The organism is Streptomyces sp. NPDC096012 (assembly GCF_040426375.1).
GTDB lineage: Bacteria > Actinomycetota > Actinomycetes > Streptomycetales > Streptomycetaceae > Streptomyces.
Genome location: NZ_JBEOTD010000025.1, coordinates 31,118 through 56,665, shown reverse-complemented (window position 1 = coordinate 56,665; position 25,548 = coordinate 31,118). Strand labels below are relative to the sequence as shown.

19 protein-coding genes are annotated in these 25,548 nt (G+C 71.3%); 11 read left to right on the top strand and 8 right to left on the bottom strand.

What is annotated here, in order from left to right:
- The first annotated feature begins 54 nt into the window (after window positions 1-54).
- The 4 genes from ABVB68_RS23140 (at window position 55) to mshC (ending at window position 3,555) form a co-directional block, all read left to right on the top strand.
- Window positions 55-741 (top strand): histidine phosphatase family protein, encoded by a 687-nt coding sequence (locus tag ABVB68_RS23140; protein ID WP_353603020.1) that lies wholly within the window; start codon window positions 55-57, stop codon window positions 739-741.
- A gap of 91 nt (window positions 742-832) precedes the next feature.
- Window positions 833-1,423: a DUF3090 domain-containing protein gene (locus ABVB68_RS23135; RefSeq protein ID WP_353603019.1), complete on the top strand. Its 591-nt coding sequence runs from the start codon at window positions 833-835 to the stop codon at window positions 1,421-1,423.
- Window positions 1,387-2,214: an SCO1664 family protein gene (locus ABVB68_RS23130; RefSeq protein WP_353603018.1), complete on the top strand. Its 828-nt coding sequence runs from the start codon at window positions 1,387-1,389 to the stop codon at window positions 2,212-2,214. Before ABVB68_RS23135 ends, ABVB68_RS23130 begins: the two co-directional genes overlap by 37 nt.
- A gap of 111 nt (window positions 2,215-2,325) precedes the next feature.
- Complete coding sequence (gene mshC / locus ABVB68_RS23125) at window positions 2,326-3,555, top strand: cysteine--1-D-myo-inosityl 2-amino-2-deoxy-alpha-D-glucopyranoside ligase (protein WP_353603017.1); 1,230 nt, start codon at window positions 2,326-2,328, stop codon at window positions 3,553-3,555.
- 74 nt (window positions 3,556-3,629) lie between these two features.
- On the opposite strand, the gene ABVB68_RS23120 is transcribed toward mshC, so the two are convergent.
- The 5 genes from ABVB68_RS23120 to ABVB68_RS23100 form a co-directional block, all read right to left on the bottom strand.
- Window positions 3,630-4,637 (bottom strand): PAC2 family protein, encoded by a 1,008-nt coding sequence (locus tag ABVB68_RS23120; protein ID WP_353603016.1) that lies wholly within the window; start codon window positions 4,635-4,637, stop codon window positions 3,630-3,632.
- A gap of 340 nt (window positions 4,638-4,977) precedes the next feature.
- The gene (locus ABVB68_RS23115; RefSeq protein ID WP_353603015.1) at window positions 4,978-6,594 is read right to left on the bottom strand and encodes a glycerol-3-phosphate dehydrogenase/oxidase; all 1,617 of its coding nucleotides are present in this window, start codon (window positions 6,592-6,594) and stop codon (window positions 4,978-4,980) included.
- 50 nt (window positions 6,595-6,644) lie between these two features.
- Window positions 6,645-8,183, bottom strand: coding sequence for a glycerol kinase GlpK (glpK, locus tag ABVB68_RS23110; protein ID WP_353603014.1), 1,539 nt, complete (start codon window positions 8,181-8,183; stop codon window positions 6,645-6,647).
- Between the two features lie 70 nt (window positions 8,184-8,253).
- Window positions 8,254-9,048, bottom strand: coding sequence for an MIP/aquaporin family protein (locus tag ABVB68_RS23105; RefSeq protein WP_353603013.1), 795 nt, complete (start codon window positions 9,046-9,048; stop codon window positions 8,254-8,256).
- A 352-nt stretch (window positions 9,049-9,400) separates the two neighbouring features.
- Window positions 9,401-10,165 carry an IclR family transcriptional regulator gene (locus ABVB68_RS23100; protein WP_353603012.1) on the bottom strand — a complete coding sequence of 255 codons (765 nt, stop codon included), beginning with the start codon at window positions 10,163-10,165 and terminating at the stop codon, window positions 9,401-9,403.
- Between the two features lie 329 nt (window positions 10,166-10,494).
- Between ABVB68_RS23100 and metH the strand changes: the two genes are divergently transcribed.
- The 3 genes from metH (at window position 10,495) to ABVB68_RS23085 (ending at window position 17,165) form a co-directional block, all read left to right on the top strand.
- Window positions 10,495-14,010: a methionine synthase gene (gene metH / locus ABVB68_RS23095; RefSeq protein ID WP_353603011.1), complete on the top strand. Its 3,516-nt coding sequence runs from the start codon at window positions 10,495-10,497 to the stop codon at window positions 14,008-14,010.
- A gap of 414 nt (window positions 14,011-14,424) precedes the next feature.
- Window positions 14,425-15,126, top strand: coding sequence for an HAD family hydrolase (locus ABVB68_RS23090; RefSeq protein ID WP_353603010.1), 702 nt, complete (start codon window positions 14,425-14,427; stop codon window positions 15,124-15,126).
- A 434-nt stretch (window positions 15,127-15,560) separates the two neighbouring features.
- Window positions 15,561-17,165, top strand: a complete 1,605-nt coding sequence (locus tag ABVB68_RS23085; protein WP_353603009.1) for an ABC transporter substrate-binding protein — start codon at window positions 15,561-15,563, stop codon at window positions 17,163-17,165.
- A 179-nt stretch (window positions 17,166-17,344) separates the two neighbouring features.
- Here ABVB68_RS23085 and ABVB68_RS23080 read toward each other — a convergent pair whose 3' ends face one another.
- Both ABVB68_RS23080 and ABVB68_RS23075 read right to left on the bottom strand, forming a co-directional pair.
- Window positions 17,345-18,016, bottom strand: coding sequence for a response regulator (locus ABVB68_RS23080; protein ID WP_353603008.1), 672 nt, complete (start codon window positions 18,014-18,016; stop codon window positions 17,345-17,347).
- Window positions 18,017-18,112: 96 nt separating this feature from the next.
- On the bottom strand, window positions 18,113-19,255 hold the full coding sequence (locus ABVB68_RS23075; protein WP_353603007.1) for a RecB family exonuclease: 1,143 nt from the start codon (window positions 19,253-19,255) through the stop codon (window positions 18,113-18,115).
- Between the two features lie 179 nt (window positions 19,256-19,434).
- On the opposite strand from ABVB68_RS23075, the gene ABVB68_RS23070 reads away from it, so the two are divergent.
- The 3 genes from ABVB68_RS23070 (at window position 19,435) to ABVB68_RS23060 (ending at window position 22,818) form a co-directional block, all read left to right on the top strand.
- Window positions 19,435-20,988 carry a site-2 protease family protein gene (locus tag ABVB68_RS23070; RefSeq protein ID WP_353603006.1) on the top strand — a complete coding sequence of 518 codons (1,554 nt, stop codon included), beginning with the start codon at window positions 19,435-19,437 and terminating at the stop codon, window positions 20,986-20,988.
- A 38-nt stretch (window positions 20,989-21,026) separates the two neighbouring features.
- The gene (locus ABVB68_RS23065) at window positions 21,027-21,929 is read left to right on the top strand and encodes a tRNA (adenine-N1)-methyltransferase (RefSeq protein WP_353603005.1); all 903 of its coding nucleotides are present in this window, start codon (window positions 21,027-21,029) and stop codon (window positions 21,927-21,929) included.
- Window positions 21,930-22,242: 313 nt separating this feature from the next.
- Window positions 22,243-22,818, top strand: coding sequence for a hypothetical protein (locus ABVB68_RS23060; protein ID WP_353603004.1), 576 nt, complete (start codon window positions 22,243-22,245; stop codon window positions 22,816-22,818).
- Window positions 22,819-22,824: 6 nt separating this feature from the next.
- Here the strand turns inward: ABVB68_RS23060 and ABVB68_RS23055 are convergent, their stop codons facing one another.
- On the bottom strand, window positions 22,825-23,127 hold the full coding sequence (locus ABVB68_RS23055) for a ferredoxin (RefSeq protein WP_353603003.1): 303 nt from the start codon (window positions 23,125-23,127) through the stop codon (window positions 22,825-22,827).
- Between the two features lie 528 nt (window positions 23,128-23,655).
- Here ABVB68_RS23055 and arc point away from each other — a divergent pair.
- Window positions 23,656-25,422 (top strand): proteasome ATPase, encoded by a 1,767-nt coding sequence (gene arc, locus ABVB68_RS23050; RefSeq protein WP_353603002.1) that lies wholly within the window; start codon window positions 23,656-23,658, stop codon window positions 25,420-25,422.
- Window positions 25,423-25,548: the final 126 nt, after the last annotated feature.

Genomic DNA, 25,548 nt, shown 5'->3' with positions numbered 1-25,548 from the left:
ATTCTCCCTTCGCCCGCCCACCGCCGCACGGCGGTGAGCACCTACCCTTGCCGCATGCCCACGCTGATCCTCGTAAGGCACGGACGTTCCACCGCCAACACCTCGGGCGTGCTCGCCGGCTGGAGTCCGGACGTCGCCCTGGACGAACGCGGCGCCGCACAGGCCGCCGCGCTGCCGGACCGGCTCGCGGACCTGCCGATCTCCGAGGCGGTCGTCAGCCCGCTCCAGCGCTGCCAGGAGACCGTCCGGCCGCTGCTCGGCGCCCGCCCGGACCTGCGCGTGCACACCGACGAACGGATCGGGGAGTGCCACTACGGCGACTGGACCGGCCGCAAGCTCGCCGAGCTGAAGGACGAGCCGCTGATGGAGGTCGTCCAGGCCCACCCCTCGGCCGCCGCGTTCCCCGGCGGCGAGTCCCTGCGGGCCATGCAGACCCGCGCGGCCGAGGCCGTACGCGAGTGGAACGCGCGCGTGGAGCGCGATCACGGCTCCGACGCCGTCTACCTCATGTGTTCCCACGGTGACATCATCAAGTCCCTCGTCGCCGACGCCCTGGGACTCCATCTCGACCTCTTCCAGCGGATCTCCGTGGATCCGTGTTCCATCACCGCGATCCGCTACACCCGCCTCAGGCCGTACCTCGTTCGCCTCGGCGACACCGGGAACCTCGCTTCCCTCGCCCCGCACGAGGAACCCGCGGAGGGCGACGCACCGGTCGGGGGTGGTGCGGGCGCACCGTGATCGTCGGCCGCAGTAGGGTGAAGCGATCCACACGGTCGCCGATCCGCACGGCCCGCACCGCAGAAACTCTCGAATCCACTGGAGACAGGACGTGTCCCGTCAGGTGTTCCTCTACGACCAGCCGGACCGCTTCGTGGCCGGCACGGTCGGACTGCCCGGGCGCCGTACGTTCTTCCTCCAGGCCACCGCAGGCCCCCGGGTGACCAGCGTGGCCCTGGAGAAGACCCAGGTCGCCGCACTCGCCGAGCGCATGGACGAACTGCTCGACGAGGTCGTACGGCGTAGCGGCGGCAGCGCCGCCGTCCCCGCCGTGGCGCCGTCGGAGATCACCGACTCCGCCCCGCTCGAGGCCCCCGTCGAGGAGGAGTTCCGCGTCGGCACCATGGCCCTGGCCTGGGACGGCGAGGACCAGCGCATGATCGTCGAGGCGCAGGCCCTGGTCGAGCTGGACGCCGACACCGAGGAGGACCTCGCCGAGGCCGAGGAGCGGCTGCTCCAGGACGAGGAGAACGGTCCCCCGATGCTGCGGGTCCGGCTGACCGGCGCGCAGGCCAGGTCCTTCGCCAAGCGCGCTCTCGACGTCGTCAACGCCGGGCGGCCGCCGTGCCCGCTGTGCAGCCTCCCGCTCGATCCGGAAGGACACGTATGTCCGCGTCAGAACGGATACCGTCGGGGAGCGTGACCGCCGCCGACGCGGACCCCGCCGAACTGCTCGCGCGGGGCGAGCTGACCGTGCGCGGCCGCATCCGCGAGGCATCCAACGCGGCGCTGTTCTGCACGGTCGCCCTCGACGGCCGGGAAGCCTCCTGCGTGTACAAACCCGTGGCCGGGGAGCGCCCCCTGTGGGACTTCCCCGACGGCCACCTCGCCGGCCGCGAGGTGGCCGCCTACGAGGTCTCCGAGGCCACCGGCTGGGGGCTCGTCCCGCCCACCGTGCTGCGCGACGGACCGTACGGCGAGGGCATGTGCCAGCTCTGGATCGACGTGGACGCCGAGGCCGAGCTGCTCGCCCTCGTCGACGGCGAGGAACCGGAGCCGGGCTGGAAGGCGATCGGCCTCGCCGAGGTCGGCGAGGGCCGCACGGCGCTGCTCGTGCACGCCGACGACGAACGGCTGCGCCGGCTCGCCGTCCTCGACGCGGTGATCAACAACGCCGACCGCAAGGGCGGCCACCTGCTGCCCACCACCGATGGCAGGCTCTACGGCATCGACCACGGCGTCACCTTCAACGCCGAGAACAAGCTGCGCACCCTGCTGTGGGGCTGGGCCGGGGAACCGCTCACCGCGGAGGCCGCCGGGGTCCTCAAGGCGCTGCGGGACGCCCTGGGCGGACCGCTCGGCGAACGGCTGGCCGGGCTCATCACCGCGGCCGAGATCGACGCCACGCGCGCGCGGGTCGACGCGCTGCTCGACTCCGGCCGGCACCCCGAGCCGAGCGGCGAGTGGCCCGCCATCCCCTGGCCGCCGGTGTGAGCGCGCGCCGGGACACAAGCACACGGCGGCCGGATCCGCAAGAACACCCAACCGGCCATCCGGACCGATCCCGTTCGTATCCGCAGCTCGTGGCCGGTTAGGCTCATGTACATGCATGCCTGGCCCGCTTCCGAGGTCCCCGCCCTGCCTGGTCAGGGCCGCGACCTGAGGATCCACGACACCGCGACCGGCGGCCTCGTCACCCTCGACCCCGGTCCCGTCGCCCGTATCTACGTCTGCGGCATCACGCCGTACGACGCGACCCACATGGGTCACGCGGCGACCTACAACGCGTTCGACCTCGTTCAGCGCGTGTGGCTCGACACCAAGCGGCAGGTCCACTACGTCCAGAACGTCACCGACGTCGACGATCCGCTGCTGGAGCGCGCGGAGCGGGACGGCGTCGACTGGGTCGCCCTCGCCGAGAAGGAGACGGCCCTCTTCCGCGAGGACATGACCGCCCTGCGGATGCTCCCGCCCCAGCACTACATAGGCGCCGTCGAGGCGATACCCGGCATCGTCCCGCTCGTGGAGCGGCTGCGCGAACTCGGCGCCGCCTACGAACTGGAGGGCGACGTCTACTTCTCCGTCGAGTCCGACCCGAACTTCGGCAAGGTGTCGAACCTCGACGCGGCCGCCATGCGGCTGCTGTCCGCCGAACGCGGCGGCGACCCGGACCGCCCGGGCAAGAAGAACCCGCTGGACCCCATGCTCTGGATGGCCGCCCGCGAGGGCGAGCCCAGCTGGGACGGCCGCACCCTCGGCCGGGGCCGGCCCGGCTGGCACATCGAGTGCGTGGCCATCGCCCTCGACCACCTCGGCATGGGCTTCGACGTGCAGGGCGGCGGCTCCGACCTGGCCTTCCCGCACCACGAGATGGGTGCCTCGCACGCCCAGGTGCTCACCGGCGAGTTCCCCATGGCCAAGGCCTACGTGCACGCCGGCATGGTCGCCCTGGACGGCGAGAAGATGTCCAAGTCCAAGGGCAACCTGGTCTTCGTCTCGGCGCTGCGCCGCGACGGCGTGGACCCCGCCGCGATCCGCCTGGCCCTGCTGGCCCACCACTACCGCGCCGACTGGGAGTGGACCGACCAGGTCCTGCGGGACGCCGTCGACCGCCTCGGCCGCTGGCGCGCGGCCGTCTCCCGGCCCGACGGCCCGTCCGCCGACGCGGTCGTGGAGGAGATCCGCGAGGCCCTGGCGAACGACCTGGACGCACCCGCCGCCCTCGCCGCCGTCGACCGCTGGGCGGCCCGCCAGGAGCAGGACGGCGGCACCGACACCGGCGCCACCGGCCAGGTCACGCGAGCGGTGGACGCCCTGCTGGGCGTAGCGCTCTGAGCGCCCCCTGAGGGGCGCCGGCACCACCGTGAAGGGGCGTCTCCCGTGCGGGAGACGCCCCTTCCTCCGTACCGTCAGACCTCCGAGCCGTCCTCGCCGTCGCCCTCGGAACCGTCCGAGGCGTCCGGCTTGGGGGGCTTCGGCGGCCGGCTCCGCCCACCGGGCCCGCCGGGCGCGTCCCGCAGGTACGGGCCGCTGTCCCCGCCGTCCGCCGTCGCGTGCCCGCCGGGAGTCGGCGGGCCGACGTCCCGGCGCCGCAGATACCGCTCGAACTCACGGGCGATGGCCTCGCCCGACGCCTCCGGCAGCTCGGCGGTGTCCCGCGCCTCCTCCAGCGTCTGCACGTACTCGGCGACCTCGCTGTCCTCGGCGGCCAGCTGATCCACGCCCACCTGCCAGGCGCGCGCGTCCTCGGGCAGCTCGCCCTGCGGCACGCGCAGATCCAGCAGATCCTCCAGCCGGTTCAGCAGCGCCAGGGTGGCCTTGGGATTGGGCGGTTGGGAGACGTAGTGCGGGACGGCCGCCCACAGCGACACCGCGGGGACGCCGGCGTGCGCGCACGCCTCCTGGAGAACGCCGACGATGCCGGTCGGGCCCTCGTACTTGGTCTCCTCCAGATCCATGCGCTGGGCCAGATCCGGATCGGACGTCACCCCGCTGACCGGCACCGGACGCGTGTGCGGGGTGTCACCGAGCAGGGCGCCCAGGATGACCACCAGCTCCACGCCCAGCTCGTGCGCGAAGCCGAGCAGCTCGTTGCAGAACGAGCGCCAGCGCATGGACGGTTCGATACCGCGCACCAGCACCAGGTCACGCGGCTTGTCGCCGCCGACCCGGACCACCGAGAGCCGGGTGGTCGGCCACGTGATCTTGCGCACGCCGCCGTCGATGAACACCGTGGGGCGGTTCACCTGGAAGTCGTAGTAGTCCTCGGCGTCCAGCGCCGCGAACACCTCGCCCTTCCACTCGCGCTCCAGATGCGCGACCGCCGCGGAGGCGGCGTCACCGGCATCGTTCCAGCCCTCGAACGCGGCCACCATGACTGGGTCGATCAGCTCGGGAACCCCCTCCAGCTCGATCACCCAGTGCCTCCTTCCGACGTGCCCTCGCTTGACTCACCAACCTTACGGCGTCCGGCGGGGGCGCCCGCAGCCCCCTTGCGCGGGGCAGTGAACGGATCACTGCCCCGATCACCACCGCCGAACACCCCGCGTCCGACTCGGGCGCGCGGCCCGGACCCCGCCCGGCAGGCGGGAGGAGCGGCTCCCCGGCGCAGGGCCCCGGGCACGCGGAAGGGGCGGCTCCTCGGCGGGAGCCGCCCCTTCCGTGCGGATGTCGCGCGGTCGCGGACCACGGGAGCCCGCCGCCCCGGCGGTGCCGGCTCCGGACCCGGTCAGGGAGGGCGGGAGCCGGCCGCCGGGACTACTTCCTGTCGAGCAGGTCCTGGACCTTGGCGCGGACCTCGTCCGTGGCCAGCCCCCGGATGGTCAGCGTGGTGCGGCGGCGCAGCACGTCGTCCGACGTCTCGGCCCACTCGTGGTCGCGGGCCCAGACGACCTGCGCCCAGATCTCCGGGGCGTCGGGGTGGACGCGCTCGGCCAGCGCCGGGTCCTCGTTCGCCAGCCGGGCGATGTCGAAGGCCAGCGAGCCGTAGTGGGTGGCGAGGTGCCTGGCGGTGTCCGCGGACATGCGCGGGCCGGGCGCCGGGTTGTCCACCAGCAGCCGGTGGGCGACCGCGCGCGGGTTGGCCACACCCGGCAGCGGCAGCTTCTTCGGCAGCGAGGAGATCGGCTCGAAGTCGTCACCGAGCGGGTGACCCGGCAGCGCCTCCAGCTTCTGCATCACCGTACGGCCGATGTGCCGGAAGGTCGTCCACTTGCCGCCCGCGACCGACAGCATGCCGCCCTTGCCCTCGGTGACGACGGTCTCGCGCTTGGCCTTGGCGGTGTCGCCGGGGCCGCCCGGCAGCACCCGCAGACCGGCGAAGGCGTAGGTGATCAGCTCGCGCCGCAGCTGCTGGTCCCGGACCGAGAACGCGGCCTCGTCCAGGATCTGCGCTATGTCCTTGTCGTTGACGGACACGTCCGCCGGGTCGCCCTCGTACTCCTCGTCGGTGGTGCCCAGCAGCAGCATGTCCTCCCACGGCAGGGCGAAGGTGATGCGGTACTTGTCGATCGGGGTGGCCAGCGCCGCCTTCCACGGGGAGGTGCGCTTCAGCACCAGGTGCGCCCCCTTGGACAGCCGGATCGACGGCGCCGCGCCCGGGTCCTCCATCCGGCGCAGGTGGTCCACCCAGGGACCGGTCGCGTTCAGCACGAGACGGGCGTTGACGCCGAACTCGTCGCCGGACGTCCGGTCCTTCAGGTCGGCACCCGTCACCCGGCCCCCGGTGAAGCGCAGGCCGGTGACCTCGGCGTGGTTGAGCACGACCGCGCCCGACTCGACGGCCGCGCGGACCGTCATCAGCGCCATGCGCGCGTCGTTCATCTGGTCGTCGCCGTACACGGCCACGGCCTTGAGGTTCTCGGTGCGCAGCTCGGGAACGTCCTGCGCCGCCTTGGCGGGGGAGAGCAGGTGACCGACGCCGTCACCGAACGCGGAGAGCGCGGAGTAGGCGAAGACGCCCGCGCCGAGCTTCGCCGCGCCGTGCGGCCCGCCCTTGTACACGGGGAGGTAGAAGGTGAGCGGGTTCGCCAGGTGGGGGGCCACCTGACGGGAGACCGCACGACGCTCGAAGTGGTTCTCCGCCACCAGCTTCACCGCGCCGGTCTGCAGGTAGCGCAGACCGCCGTGGAGCAGCTTGGAGGAGGCGGAGGAGGTGGCGCCGGCGAAGTCGCCGGCGTCGACCAGCGCCACCCTGAGCCCGGCCTGCGCGGCGTGCCAGGCGGTGGAGATGCCCAGGATGCCGCCGCCGATCACAAGAAGGTCGTACGACGCCTTGGAGAGCTGCTCCCTGGTCTCGGCCCGGCTCGGGTTCGAGCCGGAGGCCGGGTGCGTCCCCAGGGCAGGCACGGACTGCAGGGTGGACTGACTGGTCATGTCGGGTACTTACTCCTCGTCAGAGCTGTCTGAGCCGGCTGTCGCGCCGCTCAGCTCTCGTCGTCGAGCCAGCCCATGGACCGCTCGACGGCCTTGAGCCAGTTCTTGTACTCACGGTCGCGGGTCTCCGCGTCCATGCGGGGGGTCCACTCGGCGGCCCGGCGCCAGTTGGCGCGCAGGTCGTCGGTGCTGTTCCAGAAGCCGACGGCGAGACCGGCGGCGTAGGCGGCGCCGAGGCAGGTGGTCTCGGCGACCATCGGGCGCACCACGGGTGCGTCGAGGACGTCGGCGAGCGTCTGCATCAGCAGGTTGTTGGCGGTCATGCCGCCGTCGACCTTCAGCGTCACCAGCTCGTCGCCGGAGTCCTTGACCATGGCGTCGGCGATCTCCCGGGTCTGCCAGGCCGTGGCCTCCAGGACGGCGCGCGCGAGGTGCGCCTTGGTCACGTACCGGGTGAGACCGGCGATCACACCGCGGGCGTCGGAACGCCAGTGCGGGGCGAACAGGCCGGAGAAGGCCGGCACGAAGTAGGCGCCGCCGTTGTCCTCGACCGAGAGGGCGAGCGTCTCGATCTCGGCGGCGGTGGAGATCAGGCCCATCTGGTCGCGCATCCACTGCACCAGCGAGCCGGTGACCGCGATCGAGCCCTCCAGCGCGTACACCGTCGGCTGGTCGCCGATCTTGTAGCCGACGGTGGTCAGCAGACCGGCGTAGGAGTTGATGATCTTGGAGCCGGTGTTCATCACCATGAAGGTGCCGGTGCCGTAGGTCGACTTGGTCTCGCCCTCGGAGAAGCAGGTCTGGCCGAACAGGGCCGCCTGCTGGTCGCCGAGCGCGGAGGCGACGGGGACGCCGCCGAGCAGTTCGCCGAGCTTGCCGCCGGTGACCTCGCCGTAGACCTCGGCGGAGGAGCGGATCTCGGGGAGGATCTGCAGCGGCACGCCGATGGACTCGGCGATCTTCGGGTCCCACGCCATGGTGTGCAGGTTCATCAGCATGGTGCGGGAGGCGTTGGTGACGTCGGTGACGTGCTTGCCGCCGTTGACGCCGCCGGTCAGGTTCCAGATGACCCAGCTGTCCATGGTGCCGAACAGGATGTCGCCGGCCGCGGCGCGCTCCTGCAGGCCGTCGACGTTCTCCAGCAGCCAGCGGGCCTTGGGCCCGGCGAAGTAGGAGGCGAGCGGCAGACCGGTCTCGCGGCGGAAGCGGTCCTGGCCGACGTTGCGGCCCAGCTCGCGGCAGAGGGCGTCGGTGCGGGTGTCCTGCCAGACGATGGCGTTGTGGACGGGCTCACCGGTGTTCTTGTCCCACAGCACGGTGGTCTCGCGCTGGTTGGTGATGCCGATGGCCTTGATGTCGTCGCGGGTGATGCCGGCCTTCTCGATGGCTCCGGCGACGACTTCCTGGACGTTGGTCCAGATCTCGTTGGCGTTGTGCTCGACCCAGCCCGGCTTCGGGAAGATCTGCTCGTGCTCCTTCTGGTCGACGGAGACGATCCGGCCGTCCCGGTCGAAGACGATGCAGCGCGAGGAGGTCGTGCCCTGGTCGATCGCCGCGATGAACGGGCCTGTGGTGTGGGCGTCGGTCACTTTGTGCTCCTGAAAGATCCGTGGTGAGAGGGCGGTACGTACGGCGCGTGCGCGAAAGCCGCGGTGCTTCTCAGGCGAATGCGACGTTGTAGATGCCTGCAGCGATGGCGCCGCCGACCAGCGGGCCGACCACCGGGATCCAGGCGTAGCTCCAGTCGGAACCGCCCTTGTTGGGCAGGGGCAGCAGGGCGTGCACGATGCGCGGGCCGAGGTCACGGGCCGGGTTGATCGCGTAGCCCGTCGGGCCGCCGAGCGAGAGGCCGATGGACACCACCACGAGCGAGGTGATCAGGCCGCCCAGGATGCCCAGGCCGTTGCCCGAGTCGTTGAGGCCCTGCGTGAGGACCGCGAGGATCAGCACCACGGTGCCGATGATCTCCGTGGCCAGGTTCTGCACCACGTTCCGGATCTCCGGACCGGTGGAGAAGATGCCGAGGACCGGTCCGGCGCCCTTCTCCTGGGCCTCGACGGCCTTGGCCGTGGTGGCCTGCGCGCCGGGGCCGCCGACGATCTCCTTGTCGGTCAGGTGCGCGTGGAACTGGCCGTAGTAGGCCACCCAGACCAGGGCCGCACCGATCATCGCGCCCAGCAGCTGGCCGGCGAAGTAGATCGGAACGTTGGTCCAGGAACCGTCCTTGATGGCCAGAGCGACCGTGACGGCGGGGTTGAGGTGGGCACCGGAGAGAGGTGCGGATATATAGACCGCCGTCATGACGGCGAAGCCCCACCCGAAGGCGATGGCGAGCCAGCCGGCGTTTCGGGCCTTGGAGGCCTTGAGCGTCACGGCGGCGCAGACGCCGCCGCCGAGCAGGATGAGTATGGCGGTACCGATGGTCTCGCCGATGAAGATGTCGGAGCTGGACACCCGCGACTCCTTTGTCCTTCGTCCAGGGGTAGCCGAACCCCGGGTCCCTCCGGGGGTCTGGCGCCCTCAGGGGGTGAGAGCGATGAGCTGGCCCTTGGCGTTGTCACACTCTAACGCGTATTGCCGGTAGGTGTTCGACAATGCCGACCGATGGACGGGAGTCTTGCTTCGGCGTTACGCGTGCGTCAAGAGTTCTGTTATCGAATGCAGGATCGTTATTGATCGCCGCCGACTATCGATCTTCACCGTTCTTCATCACCTGACGTACCTTCTCGCCCTGTATGTCCATTTCAGGGTAGGGCGAGGACCGGAACGCCGCCCGGCGTCCCGGTCCTGCCTCTCGGGCCTGTCCTCAGAAGCGGCCGGCGCCCAGATCCCTGGACACCGCCCGGGCGCAGTCGCGCACCGCGGCGATCAGCTCGGGGCGCAGCTCGCCCTCCCGGCACAGCCGTTCCACGGCCCCGGTGATGCCCACCGCGCCCACCGGCATCCGGCGCCGGTCGTGGATGGGCGCGGCGATCGACGCCACCCCCTGCCAGGTCTCCTCCACGTCGGCCGCGTAACCACGCGCGCGCGTGACGTCCAGGAGGTGCTCGAAGTCGACCCCGTCGCACACCGTGCGATCCGTGAAGGGCTTCCGTTCGGTCTCCAGCGCCTCGCTGTGCGCCACCGGGTCGTACGCCGAGAGCACCTTGCCGAGCGCGGTGGAGTGCAGCGGCTGCATGGCCCCGATCTCCAGCACCTGCCGGCTGTCGTCCGGCCGGAAGACGTGGTGCACGATCAGCACGCCCTGCTGGTGCAGGACACCCAGGTGCACGCTCTCCCCGCTGGAGCGGGCCAGGTCGTCGGTCCACACCAGGGCCCGCGCCCGCAGCTCGTGCACGTCCAGGTAGGTGGTGCCCAGGCGCAGCAGCTCGGCACCCAGCTGGTAGCGCCCTGAGGCGTCGTCCTGCTCCACGAACCCCTCCTGCTGGAGGGTGCGCAGGATGCCGTGGGCGGTGCCCTTGGCGAGACCCAGCGACGAGGCGATGTCCGACAGGCCGAGCCGTCGTTCGCCGCCCCCGAGCAGTCGCAGCATCGCGGCCGCCCGTTCGAGCGACTGGATGTTCCGTGCCATCGCCGTCCTGCCTCCGTCCCCTTCGACTGCCGGCGAACGCCGGCCCGCGCCGTCCCCGCGGTGCCGACCCCGTCGCACACCGCAGTACGTCGCATGCCGCCGTTCGGCAATGTCGAACACTACCGGTCCATGTCGACCACCCGCTAATGGTCGGTCGACTCCTGTTACATCACACGCGACCCAAGCGCGGCGCGAGGGCCACCCGAGTCCGCCTCGTGGACGCCGCTGCCCATCCAAGCCCACTCCCGGTTACGCTGGCGCCGTGCGGCATCACCGCCCGTCAGGGCAACCGCATAGCCGACAGCCGTCGCACTCCAGGGAGCCCCTTCATGGCCTCGTCGCCAACGTCCCCCTCCGCCGACAGCCGGACCCGTGTGTCCGCGCTCCGAGAGGCCCTCGCCACCCGCGTGGTGGTCGCCGACGGGGCCATGGGCACCATGCTCCAGGCCCAGGAGCCCACCCTCGACGACTTCCAGCAGCTCGAAGGCTGCAACGAGATCCTCAATCTCACCCGCCCCGACATCGTCCGCTCCGTCCACGAGGCGTACTACGCCGTGGGCGTCGACTGCGTCGAGACCAACACCTTCGGGGCCAACCACTCCGCGCTCGGCGAGTACGACATCCCCGAACGCGTCCACGAGCTGTCCGAGGCCGGCGCCCGGGTCGCCCGCGAGGTCGCCGACGAGTTCACCGCCAAGGACGGCCGCCCCCGCTGGGTCCTCGGCTCCATGGGCCCCGGCACCAAACTCCCCACCCTCGGCCACGCCCCCTACACCACCCTGCGCGACGCCTACCAGCGCAACGCCGAGGGCCTCATCACCGGCGGCGCCGACGCGCTGCTCGTGGAGACCACGCAGGACCTGCTGCAGACCAAGGCCGCCGTCCTCGGCGCACGGCGCGGCCTCGACGCCCTCGGCCTCGACGCGCCCGTCATCGTGTCGGTGACCGTGGAGACCACGGGCACCATGCTCCTCGGCTCCGAGATCGGCGCGGCCCTCACCGCCCTGGAACCCCTCGGCATCGACATGATCGGCCTGAACTGCGCCACCGGCCCGGCCGAGATGAGCGAGCACCTGCGCTACCTCGCCCGCAACGCCCGCATCCCGCTGTCCTGCATGCCCAACGCGGGCCTGCCCGTCCTCGGCAAGGACGGCGCCCACTACCCGCTGACCGCGCCCGAGCTGGCCGACGCCCAGGAGACCTTCGTCCGCGAGTACGGCCTCTCGCTCGTCGGCGGCTGCTGCGGCACCACCCCCGAACACCTGCGGCAGGTCGTCGAACGCGTCCGGGGTGCCGCCCCCACCGCCCGCGACCCGCGCCCCGAAGCGGGCGCCGCCTCCCTCTACCAGTCCGTCCCCTTCCGGCAGGACACCTCCTACCTGGCCATCGGCGAGCGCACCAACGCCAACGGCTCCAAGAAGTTCCGCGAGGCCATGCTGGAAGGCCGCTGGGACGACTGCGTGGAGATGGCGCGCGAGCAGATCCGCGAGGGCGCGCACCTGCTCGACCTGTGCGTCGACTACGTCGGCCGCGACGGCGTCGCCGACATGGAGGAACTCGCCGGCCGCTTCGCCACCGCCTCCACCCTGCCCATCGTGCTGGACTCCACCGAGGTCGACGTCATCCGGGCCGGCCTGGAGAAGCTGGGCGGCCGCGCGGTGATCAACTCGGTGAACTACGAGGACGGCGACGGCCCCGACTCCCGGTTCGCCAAGGTCACCAGGCTGGCCCAGGAACACGGCGCCGCCCTGATCGCGCTGACCATCGACGAGGAGGGCCAGGCCCGCACCCCCGAGAAGAAGGTCGAGATCGCCGAACGGCTGATCGACGACCTGACCGGGAACTGGGGCATCCGCGAGGAGGACATCCTCGTCGACACCCTGACCTTCACAATCTGCACCGGCCAGGAGGAGTCCCGCGGCGACGGCGTCGCCACCATCGAGGCGATCCGCGAGCTGAAGAGGCGCCACCCGGCCGTACAGACCACCCTGGGCCTGTCGAACATCTCGTTCGGCCTGAACCCGGCCGCCCGCATCCTGCTGAACTCCGTCTTCCTGGACGAGTGCGTCAAGGCGGGCCTCGACTCGGCCATCGTGCACGCCTCCAAGATCCTGCCGATCGCCCGGTTCAGCGAAGAAGAGGTCCGCACGGCCCTGGACCTCATCTACGACCGCCGTGCGGAGGGCTACGACCCGCTGCAGAAGCTGATGGCCCTGTTCGAGGGCGCGACGGCGAAGTCGCTGAAGGCCGGCAAGGCCGAGGAGCTGGCGGCGCTGCCGCTGGAGGAGCGGCTGAAGCGGCGGATCATCGACGGCGAGAAGAACGGCCTGGAGGCGGACCTGGACGCCGCCCTGCAGGACCGCCCCGCCCTCGACATCGTCAACGAGACCCTGCTCGACGGCATGAAGGTCGTCGGTGAGCTGTTCGGCTCCGGCCAGATGCAGCTGCCGTTCGTCCTGCAGTCAGCCGAGGTCATGAAGACCGCCGTCGCCCACCTCGAGCCGCACATGGAGAAGTCGGACGCCGAGGGCAAGGGCACGATCGTGCTGGCGACCGTCCGCGGCGACGTGCACGACATCGGCAAGAACCTCGTCGACATCATCCTCTCCAACAACGGCTACAACGTCGTCAACCTCGGCATCAAGCAGCCCGTCTCCGCGATCCTGGAGGCCGCCGAGGAGCACCGGGCCGACGTCATCGGCATGTCCGGACTCCTGGTGAAGTCCACGGTGATCATGAAGGAGAACCTGGAGGAGCTGAACCAGCGCGGCCTCGCCGTCCGCTTCCCGGTCATCCTCGGCGGCGCCGCCCTGACCCGCGCCTACGTCGAACAGGACCTGCACGAGATCTACGAGGGCGAGGTCCGCTACGCCCGCGACGCCTTCGAGGGCCTGCGCCTGATGGACGCCCTCATCGGCGTCAAGCGGGGCGTGCCGGGCGCCAAGCTGCCCGAACTCAAGCAGCGACGGGTCCGCGCCACCGCCGCCGTCGAGGTCGAGGAGCGCCCGCAGGAGGGCCACGTCCGCTCCGACGTCGCCGTCGACAACCCCGTCCCCACCCCGCCCTTCCTCGGCACCCGCGTCATCAAGGGCATCCAGCTCAAGGAGTACGCGAGCTGGCTGGACGAGGGCGCACTGTTCAAGGGCCAGTGGGGACTCAAGCAGGCCCGCACCGGCGAGGGGCCGACGTACGAGGAACTGGCCGAGACCGAGGGCCGCCCCCGGCTGCGCGGACTGCTCGACCGGCTCCAGACCGAGAACCTGCTCGAAGCGGCCGTCGTCTACGGCTACTTCCCCTGCGTGTCCAAGGACGACGACCTGATCATCCTGGACGACCGGGGCAACGAGCGCACCCGCTTCACCTTCCCGCGCCAGCGCCGCGGCCGCCGCCTGTGCCTGGCCGACTTCTTCCGCCCGGAGGAGTCGGGGGAGCAGGACGTGGTCGGCTTCCAGGTCGTCACCGTCGGCTCGCGCATCGGCGAGGAGACCGCCAAGCTCTTCGAGGCCAACGCCTACCGCGACTACCTCGAACTGCACGGCCTGTCCGTCCAGTTGGCCGAAGCGCTCGCCGAGTACTGGCACGCCCGGGTCCGCGCCGAACTCGGCTTCGCCGGCGAGGACCCGGCCGGCATCGAGGACATGTTCGCCCTGAAGTACCGGGGCGCCCGCTTCTCCCTCGGCTACGGCGCCTGCCCCGACCTGGAGGACCGCGCGAAGATCGCCGACCTGCTCCAGCCCGAGCGGATCGGCGTCCGGCTGTCCGAGGAGTTCCAGCTGCACCCCGAGCAGTCCACGGACGCCATCGTGATCCACCACCCGGAGGCGAAGTACTTCAACGCCCGCTGAGCCCTCCGGGGGCGTCGCGGGCCCGACCGGGGGCGCCCTGACCGGGCCGCCCTGATCCTGACGGGGCGCCCACACGCCGGGACGGGGCGTACGCGTGTGCGGAGCGCAGACGGCCCCGGCTCCGCGGCACGGGTGCGCCGGGGCACGTCGCGCGGTCCGCGACGCGCCCGGGACCCATGGCGCCCTCGGCCGACCCGCAGCGACGGGGGCGGCCGCCTGAGGCCCCTGGCCTGCGACGGAAGGCGTCCGCCGCGCCGGGACCCCGGCCGGCGGCTGACGCTCACCGCGATGTGACCGCGGCCATGGGTGACAAACGAGGCGCTTCGGGCGCCGGAGACGTACACTGGTCGGTCCACTGCAGGCCGGTTCCCCGCCCGGGAACCGGCCTGATCGTCCCTCAAGGAGGTGCGCCGGATGACCAGCACGGTCCCCGCGCTCGGAACCCGAACGGCCGAAGGCTCCGCCCTGCAGGCGGTGCTCCTCGACATGGACGGCACCCTCGTCGACACCGAGGGCTTCTGGTGGGATGTCGAGGTCGAGGTCTTCGCCGCCCTCGGTCACGCCCTGGACGAGTCCTGGCGGCACGTCGTGGTGGGCGGCCCCATGACCCGCAGCGCCGGCTTCCTCATCGAGGCCACCGGCGCCGACATCACGCTCGCCGAACTCTCCGTGCTGCTCAACGACGGTTTCGAGGACCGCATCGGCCGCACCCTGCCGCTGATGCCGGGCGCCGCCCGGCTGCTCGCCGAACTCCACGAACACGCCATCCCCACCGCCCTGGTCTCCGCCTCCCACCGGCGCATCATCGACCGCGTGCTCACCGTGCTGGGCCCTCACCACTTCGACCTGTCCGTCGCCGGAGACGAGGTCTCCCGCACGAAGCCCTTCCCGGACCCCTATCTGCTCGCCGCCGCCAAGCTGGGTGCGGATCCGGCCAGATGCGCCGTCGTCGAGGACACCGCCACCGGCGTCGCCGCCGCCGAGGCCGCGGGCTGCCGGGTGGTCGCCGTCCCCTCCATCGCCCCCATCACGCCGGCCGAGGGACGCACCGTCGTCACCTCCCTGGAAGAGGTCGACCTGGCATTTCTCCGCGGGCTGATGACGGAAATGCGCTAGCCGTTCACCCAGCGTGCCAAACCCATTGGCAGGGTTGGACAAATTTCCGGGAGAGTACACCCCCGTGGAATTCCGAGGCGGTCGCCCGGCCGAAATTCCACTGACTCCCCGCACAGTTGGATGTGTGACGTTCCCCACTCCGACGGGCCTCGACAACGTTGCCCGGCTGTGCTGATCCACCCCGTTCGGCCTCGTTCGCCGGGCCCTTGTGTCCCGATTGATGGGAACCTGCACTAATCCTGCCGCTGCCGGTTTTCCGGTGCGTCCACACCCGGTTCCCCTGCGTGATGGGGGCTCAACTCACGCGCCTGTGAACCCTCGTGCGCGCGCGGACTAATCTCATCGCGAGAACATCGCCGCAACCCCCCGCGATCCGCCGCACCACCCCTGCATGGCGGTTACACGGACCCGAACAGCTCTGGAGAAACTCCCGCATGAACCGTAAGACTTTGGTGCTGCCGGCGGTGGCCGGCCTGCTCACCCCGGTTCTCGCCGCGTGCGGCGGATCCGACAGCGGGAGCAAGAGCGGCGACGCCATCGTCGTCGGCACCACGGACCGGTTCACCGCCACCTCGGACGCCCCCGCGCCCCTCGACCCGGCCTACGCCTACGACGTCGGCACCTGGAACATCCTGCGCCAGAGCGTGCAGACGCTGATGGCCCAGCCCAAGGGCGAGGGCGACCCCGTCCCGGACGCCGCCGAGAGTTGCGCCTTCACCGACAGCGGCAGCGAGCGCTACGCCTGCAAGCTGCGTGAGGATCTGAAGTTCTCCGACGGCGACCCGGTGACCGCCGCGGACGTCAAGTACTCCATCGAGCGTGCGCTGCGCATCAACGCCGACAGCGGTGTCTCCGCCCTGCTGAACACGATCGACACGATCGAGACCCAGGGCGACCGCGAGGTCATCTTCCACCTCAAGACGGCCGACGCCACCTTCCCGTACAAGCTGTCCACTCCGGTCGCGGGCATCGTCAGCCCGAAGAACTACCCGAAGAACAAGCTGCGCGACGGCTTCGAGGTGGACGGCTCCGGCCCGTACACCTTCAAGGCCGACGTCAAGGACGACGCGATCGTCAGCGCCACCTTCACCAAGAACCCCTCGTACAAGGGCAGCGTGACGGTGAACAACAGCGCGGTCGAACTGCGCGCCTTCCAGGACGCGGACGCCATGGGCGCCGCGGTCGACAAGGGCGACATCGACGTCATGACCCGCACCATGGCGCCCGCGCAGATCCAGAAGCTGGACGCCGGCTCCGACAAGCAGGTCGACCTGGTCGACATGCCGGGCCTCGAGATCCGCTACCTGGCCTTCAACACCGACGCGCCCACCGTGAAGGACAAGGCCGTACGCCAGGCCATGGCCCAGCTCATCAACCGCGGCGAGCTGGTCTCCAAGGTCTACGGCACCCAGGCCGAACCGCTGTACTCGCTGGTCCCGGCGACCGTCACCGGCCACTCCAACTCGTTCTTCAACAAGTACGGCAACCCCAGCGCCGCCAAGGCCAAGGGCCTGCTCGACAAGGCCGGCATCACCACCCCGGTCAAGCTGACCCTGCACTACACCACCGACCACTACGGCTCGGCCACCAAGCAGGAGTTCGAAATCCTGCAGAAGCAGCTCAACGGCAGCGGCCTGTTCGACGTCTCCCTCCAGGGCCACCCCTGGGCCACCTTCCGCCCCGCGGAGCAGAAGGGCCAGTACGACGTCTACGGCATGGGCTGGTTCCCCGACTTCCCGGACGCCGACAACTTCCTCGCGCCCTTCCTGGACAAGGACAACTTCCTCGGCTCGCCGTACAACAACAGCACGATCCAGCACTCCCTGATCCCGCAGTCCCGCCGCTCCGCCGACCGCCTCGGCGCCGCCAACAGCCTGACGGAGATCCAGGACCTCGTCGCCGACGACGTCCCCGTCCTGCCGCTGTGGCAGGGCAAGCAGTACGTCGCCGCACGGGACGACATCACGGGCGTCGCCTACGCCCTCAACTCCTCCTCGACGCTGCAGCTGTGGGAGCTCGGCCGCGGAGTGAGCGGCTGACACCGGCACGACGAAGGGCGCCCCTCCCCATCCGGGAGGGGCGCCCTTCGGCGTACCGGCACCTGTCACAAGGCCCACCGCGCGCCGCCGTCCGGCGCGGGGCCCCCCAGCGAACCCGACCCCGAGCAGGGCCTGCCGCACGTCAGGTCCGGGGCAGAGGGTGCCCGGCGCCGTGAGACCTACTGCGCGCCCGGGCGCACCAGGCCGCTCTCGTACGCGTACACCGCGGCCTGCACACGGTCCCTGAGACCCAGTTTGGTGAGCACGTGACCCACGTGGGTCTTCACCGTCGTCTCGCTGACGAACAGGTCCGCCGCGATCTCCGCGTTGGACAGCCCGCGCGCCACCAGCTTCAGCACCTCCACCTCACGGTCGGTGAGGGTGTGCAGGGTGTCCGGCACCGGCTCCTCGCCCGAGGGCAGATGCGTGGCGTACTTGTCCAGCAGGCGGCGGGTGATGCTCGGCGCGAGCAGGGCCTCGCCGGCCGCCACGACCCGGATCGCCTGCACCAGCTCGTCGGCGGGCGCGTCCTTCAGCAGGAAGCCGCTGGCCCCCGCCCGCAGCGCCTCCACCACGTACTCGTCCAGGTCGAACGTGGTCAGCACGAGCACCTTGGCCGGACCGTCCCGCCCGGGACCGGTGATCTGCCGGGTGGCCTCGACCCCGTCCATCCGCGGCATCCGGATGTCCATGAGCACGACGTCCGGCTGCAGGGCCCGCACCTGGTCCAGGGCCTGCAGACCGTCACCGGCCTCGCCGACGACCGCGATGTCCTGCTCGGCCTCCAGAATCATGCGGAACCCGGTACGCAGCAGCGGCTGGTCGTCGACCAGTAGGACGCGGATGGCCACGTGACACTCCTTCGCTAGTCCGGCCCCATTCTGCACTGCGCCCCTTTCCCGGTTTGCCCCCGGGGCACGGGCACTGCGCCGGCCTGCGGGGGCGGCTCACCCGGCGGCGGAACCGGGCGCCCGGAGGGGCAGCGGGTAGGGCGGGGGAGTGCCGCCGAACTCCGGGCAGTGCGCCTGGTGGTCGCACCAGCCGCACAGCTTGGTCGGCCGGGGCCGCCAGACCCCCGTCTCCGTGGCCTGCCTGATGGCCTCCCACAGCGCGTGCAGCTTCCGCTCCACCCGCTCCAGATCGGCGAGGACGGGGTCGTACGTCAGCACGTCCCCGCTGCCGAGGTAGACCAGCTGGAGCCGGCGCGGGATCACCCGCTTCAGCCGCCACACGACCAGGGCGTAGAACTTCATCTGGAACAGGGCGCCCTCGGCGTACTCCGGCCGGGGGGCCTTCCCCGTCTTGTAGTCGACGATCCGCACCTCGCCGGTCGGCGCCACGTCCACCCGGTCGATGATCCCGCGCAGCCGCAGCCCCGACTCCAGCTCGGCCTCCACGAACAGCTCCCGCTCGGCCGGCTCCAGCCGCGTGGGGTCCTCCAGCGTGAACCAGCGCTCCACGAGCCGCTCGGCCTCCTCCAGCCAGCGCGCCAGGCGTTCGCCCTCCGGATCGCCCGCGAACAGCTCGGTCAGCTCCGGCCGGCTCTCGCGCAGCCGGTCCCACTGCCCCGGCACGAGCGCCTTGGCCCGCGGCGCGGTCCGCTCCTCGGCGGGCGCGTCGAACAGCCGCTCCAGCACGGCGTGCACCAGCGTCCCCCGGGTCGCGGCCTCGCTCGGCTTCTCCGGCAGCCGGTCGATCACCCGGAAGCGGTACAGCAACGGACACTGCATGAAGTCACTGGCCCGGGAGGGCGACAACGAGCTGGGCGCGACGGCCACCCGACCCGCGCCGGCCGTTTCCCCGCGGGTCGTGGCGTCCGTGGCGTCCGGGGCCGAGCCGGCCGTTTCCCCGCCGGCCGTGTCGTCCGCGCTCGCCGCGGCATCCGGGGTCGCCTCACCGGCGGTGGCCGCAGCTGCCCCCGGCTCCGGGACCGCGGGCGTCGAGGGGCCCGGTGGGGTCGCCCCGGCGGGCCGCTCCGGTGCGACCGGCGTGGGCTGTGACGGGACCGCCGGGTCCGTCCGCGGGCCCGCGCCCGCGAGCGCGTCCGCGTCGCCCGGCAGGGCCCCCGCCTCCTCGATGCTGCTGTCCATGACCACAGACCTTACGGCCCACCACCGACAGTGACCCGGTCGCCGCCCGCATCGGCCGCGCGACCGCGGGGCAAACACAGGGGGTGCCGGGGCGAAACGTGCCGCCACGGCCGCATACCATCGACCAGAGACCCTTCCGCCCGGGCAGGTGCGGAAGACGCTTCGAACGAGGGGACACCGTGGACGTGAGCGGCGGAAGCGGGCAGCCACGGTCGGGCGACGACGAGCCGGCCGGGCAGCCCGCGGGTCCTACGGCCCCGGCGACCGGCCCCACCGACCACCGCGGGCCCGACCCCGCACGCCACGAGGAACCGGCACCCCCGCAGGAGCCGCCCCCCGCGGACCGGGATCCGGACGGCGACGACGACACCCCGCCGGTCACCCACCGCCCGCAGCCCGGCCGCACCGATCCGGCCGACCTCAGCGACACTCCCACCGGCACCGGCACCGGCACCGGCACCGGCACCGGCACCGGCACCGCCCCCCACCCCGGCCACCACGACCAGGCCGGCCACCCCGACCACCGCTCCCTCGCCCACTCCGGCATCGCCAAGGGCGAGCCGCCCCGGCCGCGGCCCAAAGAACCCGGCGGCGGCATCCTCATGGGCCGCCCCTTCGGCGTCCCCGTCTACGTGGCCCCCAGCTGGTTCCTCGTCGCCGCCCTGATCACCTGGGTCTTCGGCGGCCAGCTCGACCGCGTGCTGCCCGAGCTCGGCGCCGCCCGCTACCTGGTCTCCCTCTTCTTCGCGGTCGCCTTCTACGCCTCCGTCCTGGTCCACGAGCTGGCCCACACGGTCGCCGCCATCCGCTTCAAGCTCCCGGTCCGCCGCATCCAGCTCCAGTTCTTCGGCGGCGTCTCCGAGATCGAGAAGGAGGCCGAGACCCCGGGCCGCGAATTCGTCCTGGCCTTCGTCGGACCGCTGCTCTCCCTCGTCCTGGCCGGCCTGTTCTACCTCGCCATGAAGCCCGTCGAGGCCGGCACCGTCCCCGGCGTGCTGCTGGCCGGACTGATGGTCTCCAACCTCATCGTCGCCGTCTTCAACCTCCTGCCCGGCCTGCCCCTGGACGGCGGCCGCATGCTCCGCGCCGTCGTCTGGAAGCTCACCGGCAGGCCGATGAGCGGCACCGTCGCCGCCGCCTGGGTCGGCCGCGCCCTCGCCGTCAGCGTCCTGATCGGGCTGCCCCTGCTCAACCAGTCCGGCGCCCTCGGCGGCGGCGAGGACACCGGCGGCATGGACACCGTCACCGACGCCCTGCTCGCCGCCATCCTCGCCGCGATCATCTGGACCGGCGCCGGCAACAGCCTGCGCATGGCCCGGCTGCGCGAACACCTCCCCGAACTGCGCGCTCGCAACCTGACCCGGCGGGCCGTACCGGTCGAGACCGACACCCCCCTCTCCGAGGCCCTGCGCCGCGCCAACGCCGCCGGCGCCCGCGCCCTCGTCGTCGTCGACGCCGACGGCCACCCCCTCTCCCTGGTCCGTGAGGCCGCCATCGTCGGCGTACCCGAACACCGCCGGCCCTGGGTGGCCGTCAGCGGCCTCGCCCAGGACCTGACCGACGGCATGCGCGTCTCCGCCGAGCTCGCCGGCGAGGCACTGCTGGACACCCTGCGCGCCACCCCCGCCACCGAGTACCTGGTCGTCGAGGAGACCGGCGAGATCTACGGCGTCCTGTCCGCCGCGGACGTCGAACGCGCCTTCGTGAAGGCCATGGCCAGGCCCACCGCTTAGTGGTCGGCGGCCCCGGCAAAGGCCGGTAGTCTGTTCACATGTCCGAACCGACCGGTGCCGCCCGCAGGCGCGGGCCCTTCAAGGTCGGGGACCAGGTACAGCTGACCGACCCCAAGGGCCGCCACTACACGTTCACGCTCGAAGCCGGGAAGAACTTCCACACCCACAAGGGCTCCTTCCCGCACGACGAACTGATCGGCGCTCCCGAGGGCAGCGTTGTCCGCACCACCGGCAACGTCGCCTACCTCGCGCTGCGCCCCCTGCTCCCCGACTACGTCCTGTCCATGCCCCGCGGGGCGGCCGTCGTCTACCCCAAGGACGCGGGGCAGATCCTGGCCTTCGCCGACATCTTCCCCGGCGCCCGCGTCGTGGAGGCGGGCGTCGGCTCCGGCTCGCTCAGCAGCTTCCTGCTGCGGGCCATCGGCGACCAGGGCATGCTGCACTCCTACGAGCGCCGCGAGGACTTCGCGGAGATCGCGCAGCAGAACGTGGAGCGCTACTTCGGCGGCCCGCACCCCGCCTGGCGGCTCACCGTCGGCGACCTCCAGGACAACCTGTCGGACACCGACGTCGACCGCGTCATCCTGGACATGCTCGCCCCCTGGGAGTGCCTGGAGGCCGTCTCCAAGGCGCTCGTCCCCGGCGGCATCCTCTGCTGCTACGTGGCCACCACCACCCAGCTCGCCCGGACCGTGGAATCCATCCGGGAGATCGGCTGCTTCAACGAGCCGACCGCCTGGGAGACCATGATCCGCAACTGGCACATCGAGGGCCTGGCCGTCCGCCCCGACCACCGGATGATCGGCCACACCGGCTTCCTGCTCACCGCCCGCCGCCTCGCGGACGGCGTCGAGCCGCCCATGCGCCGCCGCCGCCCCGCCAAGGGCGCCTACGGCGAGGACTACGCCGGACCCAACGCCGACGGCGGCACCGCCCGCTGACCGGCCCCCACACGTGACAACGTGACAGCGCCGTGGCCGAGTTCCCGCCGACCCGTGGGAACTCGGCCGCGGCGCTTCGTCCTTGACACGGCACCAGCCCCCGCACGGCCGCCCCGCACACCCGGTGACCCCACGGCGGCCGCCCCGCCCCCTCACACCGCCCGCGCGGGCGTGCCGCCTGCGGAAAACCCCCACGCCGCCGTCGGGGCGTGCCGCCTGGGAAAACCCGGACCCCGCCGTTCCCCCCGCACTGTGAGGTGTGGCACCATGCTGGCCATTCCCACCGGTACAGCCCTCACAGGAGACACTCCTAGTGCAGCACTCCGCCGTTCCGGAGCTCGCCCACAGCCAGACCCGGCCCATCCACTGGGTCGCCACGGCCACCGCCGTCGCCGGCGTCGTGGCCCTCTCCTCCGTCGTGCAGCCCGGATCGGCCACGGCCGCCCAGTCCGCACCCGGAATCCGGACCGAGTCCGCCGCCGTCGCGCCGCCCGGCACGACCGGTGTCCACTTCCCGCTGGACTGCGGACCCGTCAAGGCGGTGGTCGTGAAGAAGGCCACCGGCGACCTGGACGGCGACGGCAGACCGGAAACCGTCGCCGTGGTGCACTGCGACGCCCCCATGGGCACCCCACCGGACGGCGTCTACGTCCTCACCCGCGCCAGGGCCGGCGGCAGCCCGCGCCTGGTCGCCACCCTCGTCGACCCCAAGGACCGGAACACCGTCACCGACTTCGCCATACACGCGCGCGCGGTCGACGCCACGCTGCTCGGCTACTCCTCGACCGACGTGCCCAGTTGCTGCCCCGACGTGAAAACGCCGGCCACCTGGCAGTGGGACGGCGCAGCCTTCGTCCGCTCGGGCCGGGCCGGGGCCCACAGCGTCTGACCGGGCCTACTCCGCCCCCGGCCCGTACACCTCTGCCCTGTCCGAGACCCGCCGCACATGGATGCACTCGCCGGGACACTCCCTCGCCGAGTCCACCACATCCGTGAGCAGCGGCAGCGGCACCGGCGCCGCCGCCCCCGGGTCCTGCAGCAGTACGTCGTCCGCGCTCTTCACGTACGCCAGCCCGTCGATGTCCAGCTCGAACACCTCCGGGGCGTACTGGGCACAGATCCCGTCGCCGGTACACAGGTCCTGGTCGATCCAGACCTCCAGCGCCTCGCCGCCCGGGGCCTCCTGCTGCACGGTCATCTCTCCTGCCGTCGGGTTCGCCGTGCGGTCCCGGCGCCGCTGGGGCCAGCCAGGTCCGCACCAGCGGCTGTTGAACACAACCGACCCTACCCCCGCGCCGGCGCGCCGATTCGGCCACCTTCGCCCGGCTCCGGGTTTCGCCCCGGCCGCCCCGGGTACGAGGGGGCGACCAGGAGAGGGGGGCACTGCGGCCCCGGAGGCGCCCACTTCAGGCCGGATCCGACGTGACACCGCACGCCCGGAACATCGCTCTGCGTGATGACCGCAAGAGTGCGGCCTGGGCTGCCCCAAACCGGCCCACCGGCTCGGAACGGACAACTCCGGCCAGGACTGAAGGGTCTTGACCACCTCGTGCACGGAACAAGCTGCTTCCCCATCACGTTGAGTGGGTATCCCCTCGGTGCGAGAAAGAGTGCACCGGGTGACCGACGACACACCTTGACAGTCTTTGTGATCTAGGGGTTTCAATCGACACCCACCCAGGTAGGGTCTGGAAGCGTCCAGCTCCCCTTGGAGGAGGTGAGGACCGTGGCAGCCCACGACGACGACATGAACCGCGGCATCCGCCCGGGACGAGGGTCCGACGACCCGGCCGGGCAGATCGCCTACCTTGAGCAGGAGATCGCCGTCCTGCGACGTAAGCTCGCCGACTCTCCGCGACACACGAGGATTCTCGAAGAGCGGATCGTCGAGCTGCAGACGAACCTGGCCGGCGTGTCCGCCCAGAACGAAAGACTGGCCAACACACTCCGCGAGGCCCGCGACCAGATCGTGGCCCTCAAGGAAGAAGTCGACCGGCTCGCCCAGCCGCCGGCCGGCTTCGGAGTCTTCCTGCAGGCCGTCGAGGACGGCACCGCCGACATCTTCACCGGCGGCCGCAAGCTCCGGGTGAACGTCAGCCCCAGCGTCGACCTCGACGAGCTGCGGCGCGGCCAGGAAGTCATGCTCAACGAAGCGCTCAACGTGGTCGAGGCCATGGAGTACGAGCGCGTCGGCGACATCGTCACCCTCAAGGAGATCCTCGAGGACGGCGAGCGCGCCCTGGTACTGGGGCACACCGACGAGGAACGAGTGGTCCGGCTCGCCGAACCACTCCTGGACGTCACCATCCGCCCCGGCGACGCCCTCCTGCTCGAACCCCGCTCCGGCTACGTCTACGAGGTCGTCCCCAAGAGCGAGGTCGAAGAACTCGTCCTCGAAGAGGTCCCCGACATCGGCTACGAGCAGATCGGCGGCCTCGGCAACCAGATCGAGGCCATCCGCGACGCGGTCGAGCTGCCCTACCTCTACCCGGACCTGTTCCGGGAGCACGAGCTGCGCCCGCCCAAGGGCGTCCTGCTCTACGGCCCCCCCGGCTGCGGCAAGACACTCATCGCCAAGGCCGTCGCGAACTCGCTGGCCAAAAAGGTCGCCGAGGTCACCGGCCAGGCCGCCGGCAAGAGCTTCTTCCTCAACATCAAGGGCCCCGAGCTGCTCAACAAGTACGTCGGCGAGACCGAGCGGCAGATCCGCCTCGTCTTCCAGCGTGCTCGCGAGAAGGCCAGCGAGGGCACCCCCGTGATCGTCTTCTTCGACGAGATGGAGTCCCTCTTCCGCACCCGAGGCTCCGGTGTCAGTTCGGACGTGGAGAACACCATCGTCCCGCAGCTGCTCGCCGAGATCGACGGCGTGGAAGGCCTGCAGAACGTGGTCGTCATCGGCGCCTCCAACCGCGAGGACATGATCGACCCCGCCATCCTGCGTCCCGGCCGACTCGACGTGAAGATCAAGATCGAGCGTCCCGACGCCGAGGCCGCCAAGGACATCTTCGGCAAGTACCTCACCGAGCGCCTCCCGCTGCACACCGACGACCTCGACGAGCACGGCGGCGACAAGACCACCACCGTCCAGAGCATGATCCAGACGGCGGTCGAGCAGATGTACGCCGAATCCGAGGAGAACCGCTTCCTGGAGGTCACCTACGCCAACGGCGACAAGGAAGTCCTCTACTTCAAGGACTTCAATTCCGGCGCCATGATCGAGAACATCGTCGGACGTGCCAAAAAGATGGCGATCAAGGACTTCCTCGAGAAGACCCAGAAGGGCCTCCGCGTCTCCCACCTCCTCCAGGCCTGCGTGGACGAGTTCAAGGAGAACGAGGACCTGCCCAACACCACCAACCCCGACGACTGGGCCCGCATCTCCGGAAAGAAGGGCGAACGGATCGTGTACATCCGCACCCTCATCACCGGAAAGCAGGGCGCGGACACCGGACGCTCCATCGACACGGTGGCGAACACCGGTCAGTACCTGTAAAGGCAGGGCGGCTGCGGGTGCCCTCACCGGGTACCCGCAGCCCTTGCGTTTTTCAGGCCACGACCGGAGCAGCCAATGACGCAAATGATCTCCCCACCAGCGCAAAGGCGTTCTAGGCTCGTTCCT

Bases quoted from the DNA above. Each gene is read 5' to 3' on its own strand.
- ABVB68_RS23140 (WP_353603020.1), top strand. From the start codon at position 55: ATGCCCACGCTGATCCTCGTAAGGCACGGACGTTCCACCGCCAACACC.
- ABVB68_RS23130 (WP_353603018.1), top strand. From the start codon at position 1,387: ATGTCCGCGTCAGAACGGATACCGTCGGGGAGCGTGACCGCCGCCGAC.
- mshC (WP_353603017.1), top strand. From the start codon at position 2,326: ATGCATGCCTGGCCCGCTTCCGAGGTCCCCGCCCTGCCTGGTCAGGGC.
- ABVB68_RS23115 (WP_353603015.1), bottom strand. From the start codon at position 6,594: ATGACCAGTCAGTCCACCCTGCAGTCCGTGCCTGCCCTGGGGACGCAC.
- ABVB68_RS23100 (WP_353603012.1), bottom strand. From the start codon at position 10,165: ATGGCACGGAACATCCAGTCGCTCGAACGGGCGGCCGCGATGCTGCGA.
- metH (WP_353603011.1), top strand. From the start codon at position 10,495: ATGGCCTCGTCGCCAACGTCCCCCTCCGCCGACAGCCGGACCCGTGTG.
- ABVB68_RS23090 (WP_353603010.1), top strand. From the start codon at position 14,425: ATGACCAGCACGGTCCCCGCGCTCGGAACCCGAACGGCCGAAGGCTCC.
- ABVB68_RS23085 (WP_353603009.1), top strand. From the start codon at position 15,561: ATGAACCGTAAGACTTTGGTGCTGCCGGCGGTGGCCGGCCTGCTCACC.
- ABVB68_RS23075 (WP_353603007.1), bottom strand. From the start codon at position 19,255: ATGGACAGCAGCATCGAGGAGGCGGGGGCCCTGCCGGGCGACGCGGAC.
- ABVB68_RS23065 (WP_353603005.1), top strand. From the start codon at position 21,027: ATGTCCGAACCGACCGGTGCCGCCCGCAGGCGCGGGCCCTTCAAGGTC.
- ABVB68_RS23055 (WP_353603003.1), bottom strand. From the start codon at position 23,127: ATGACCGTGCAGCAGGAGGCCCCGGGCGGCGAGGCGCTGGAGGTCTGG.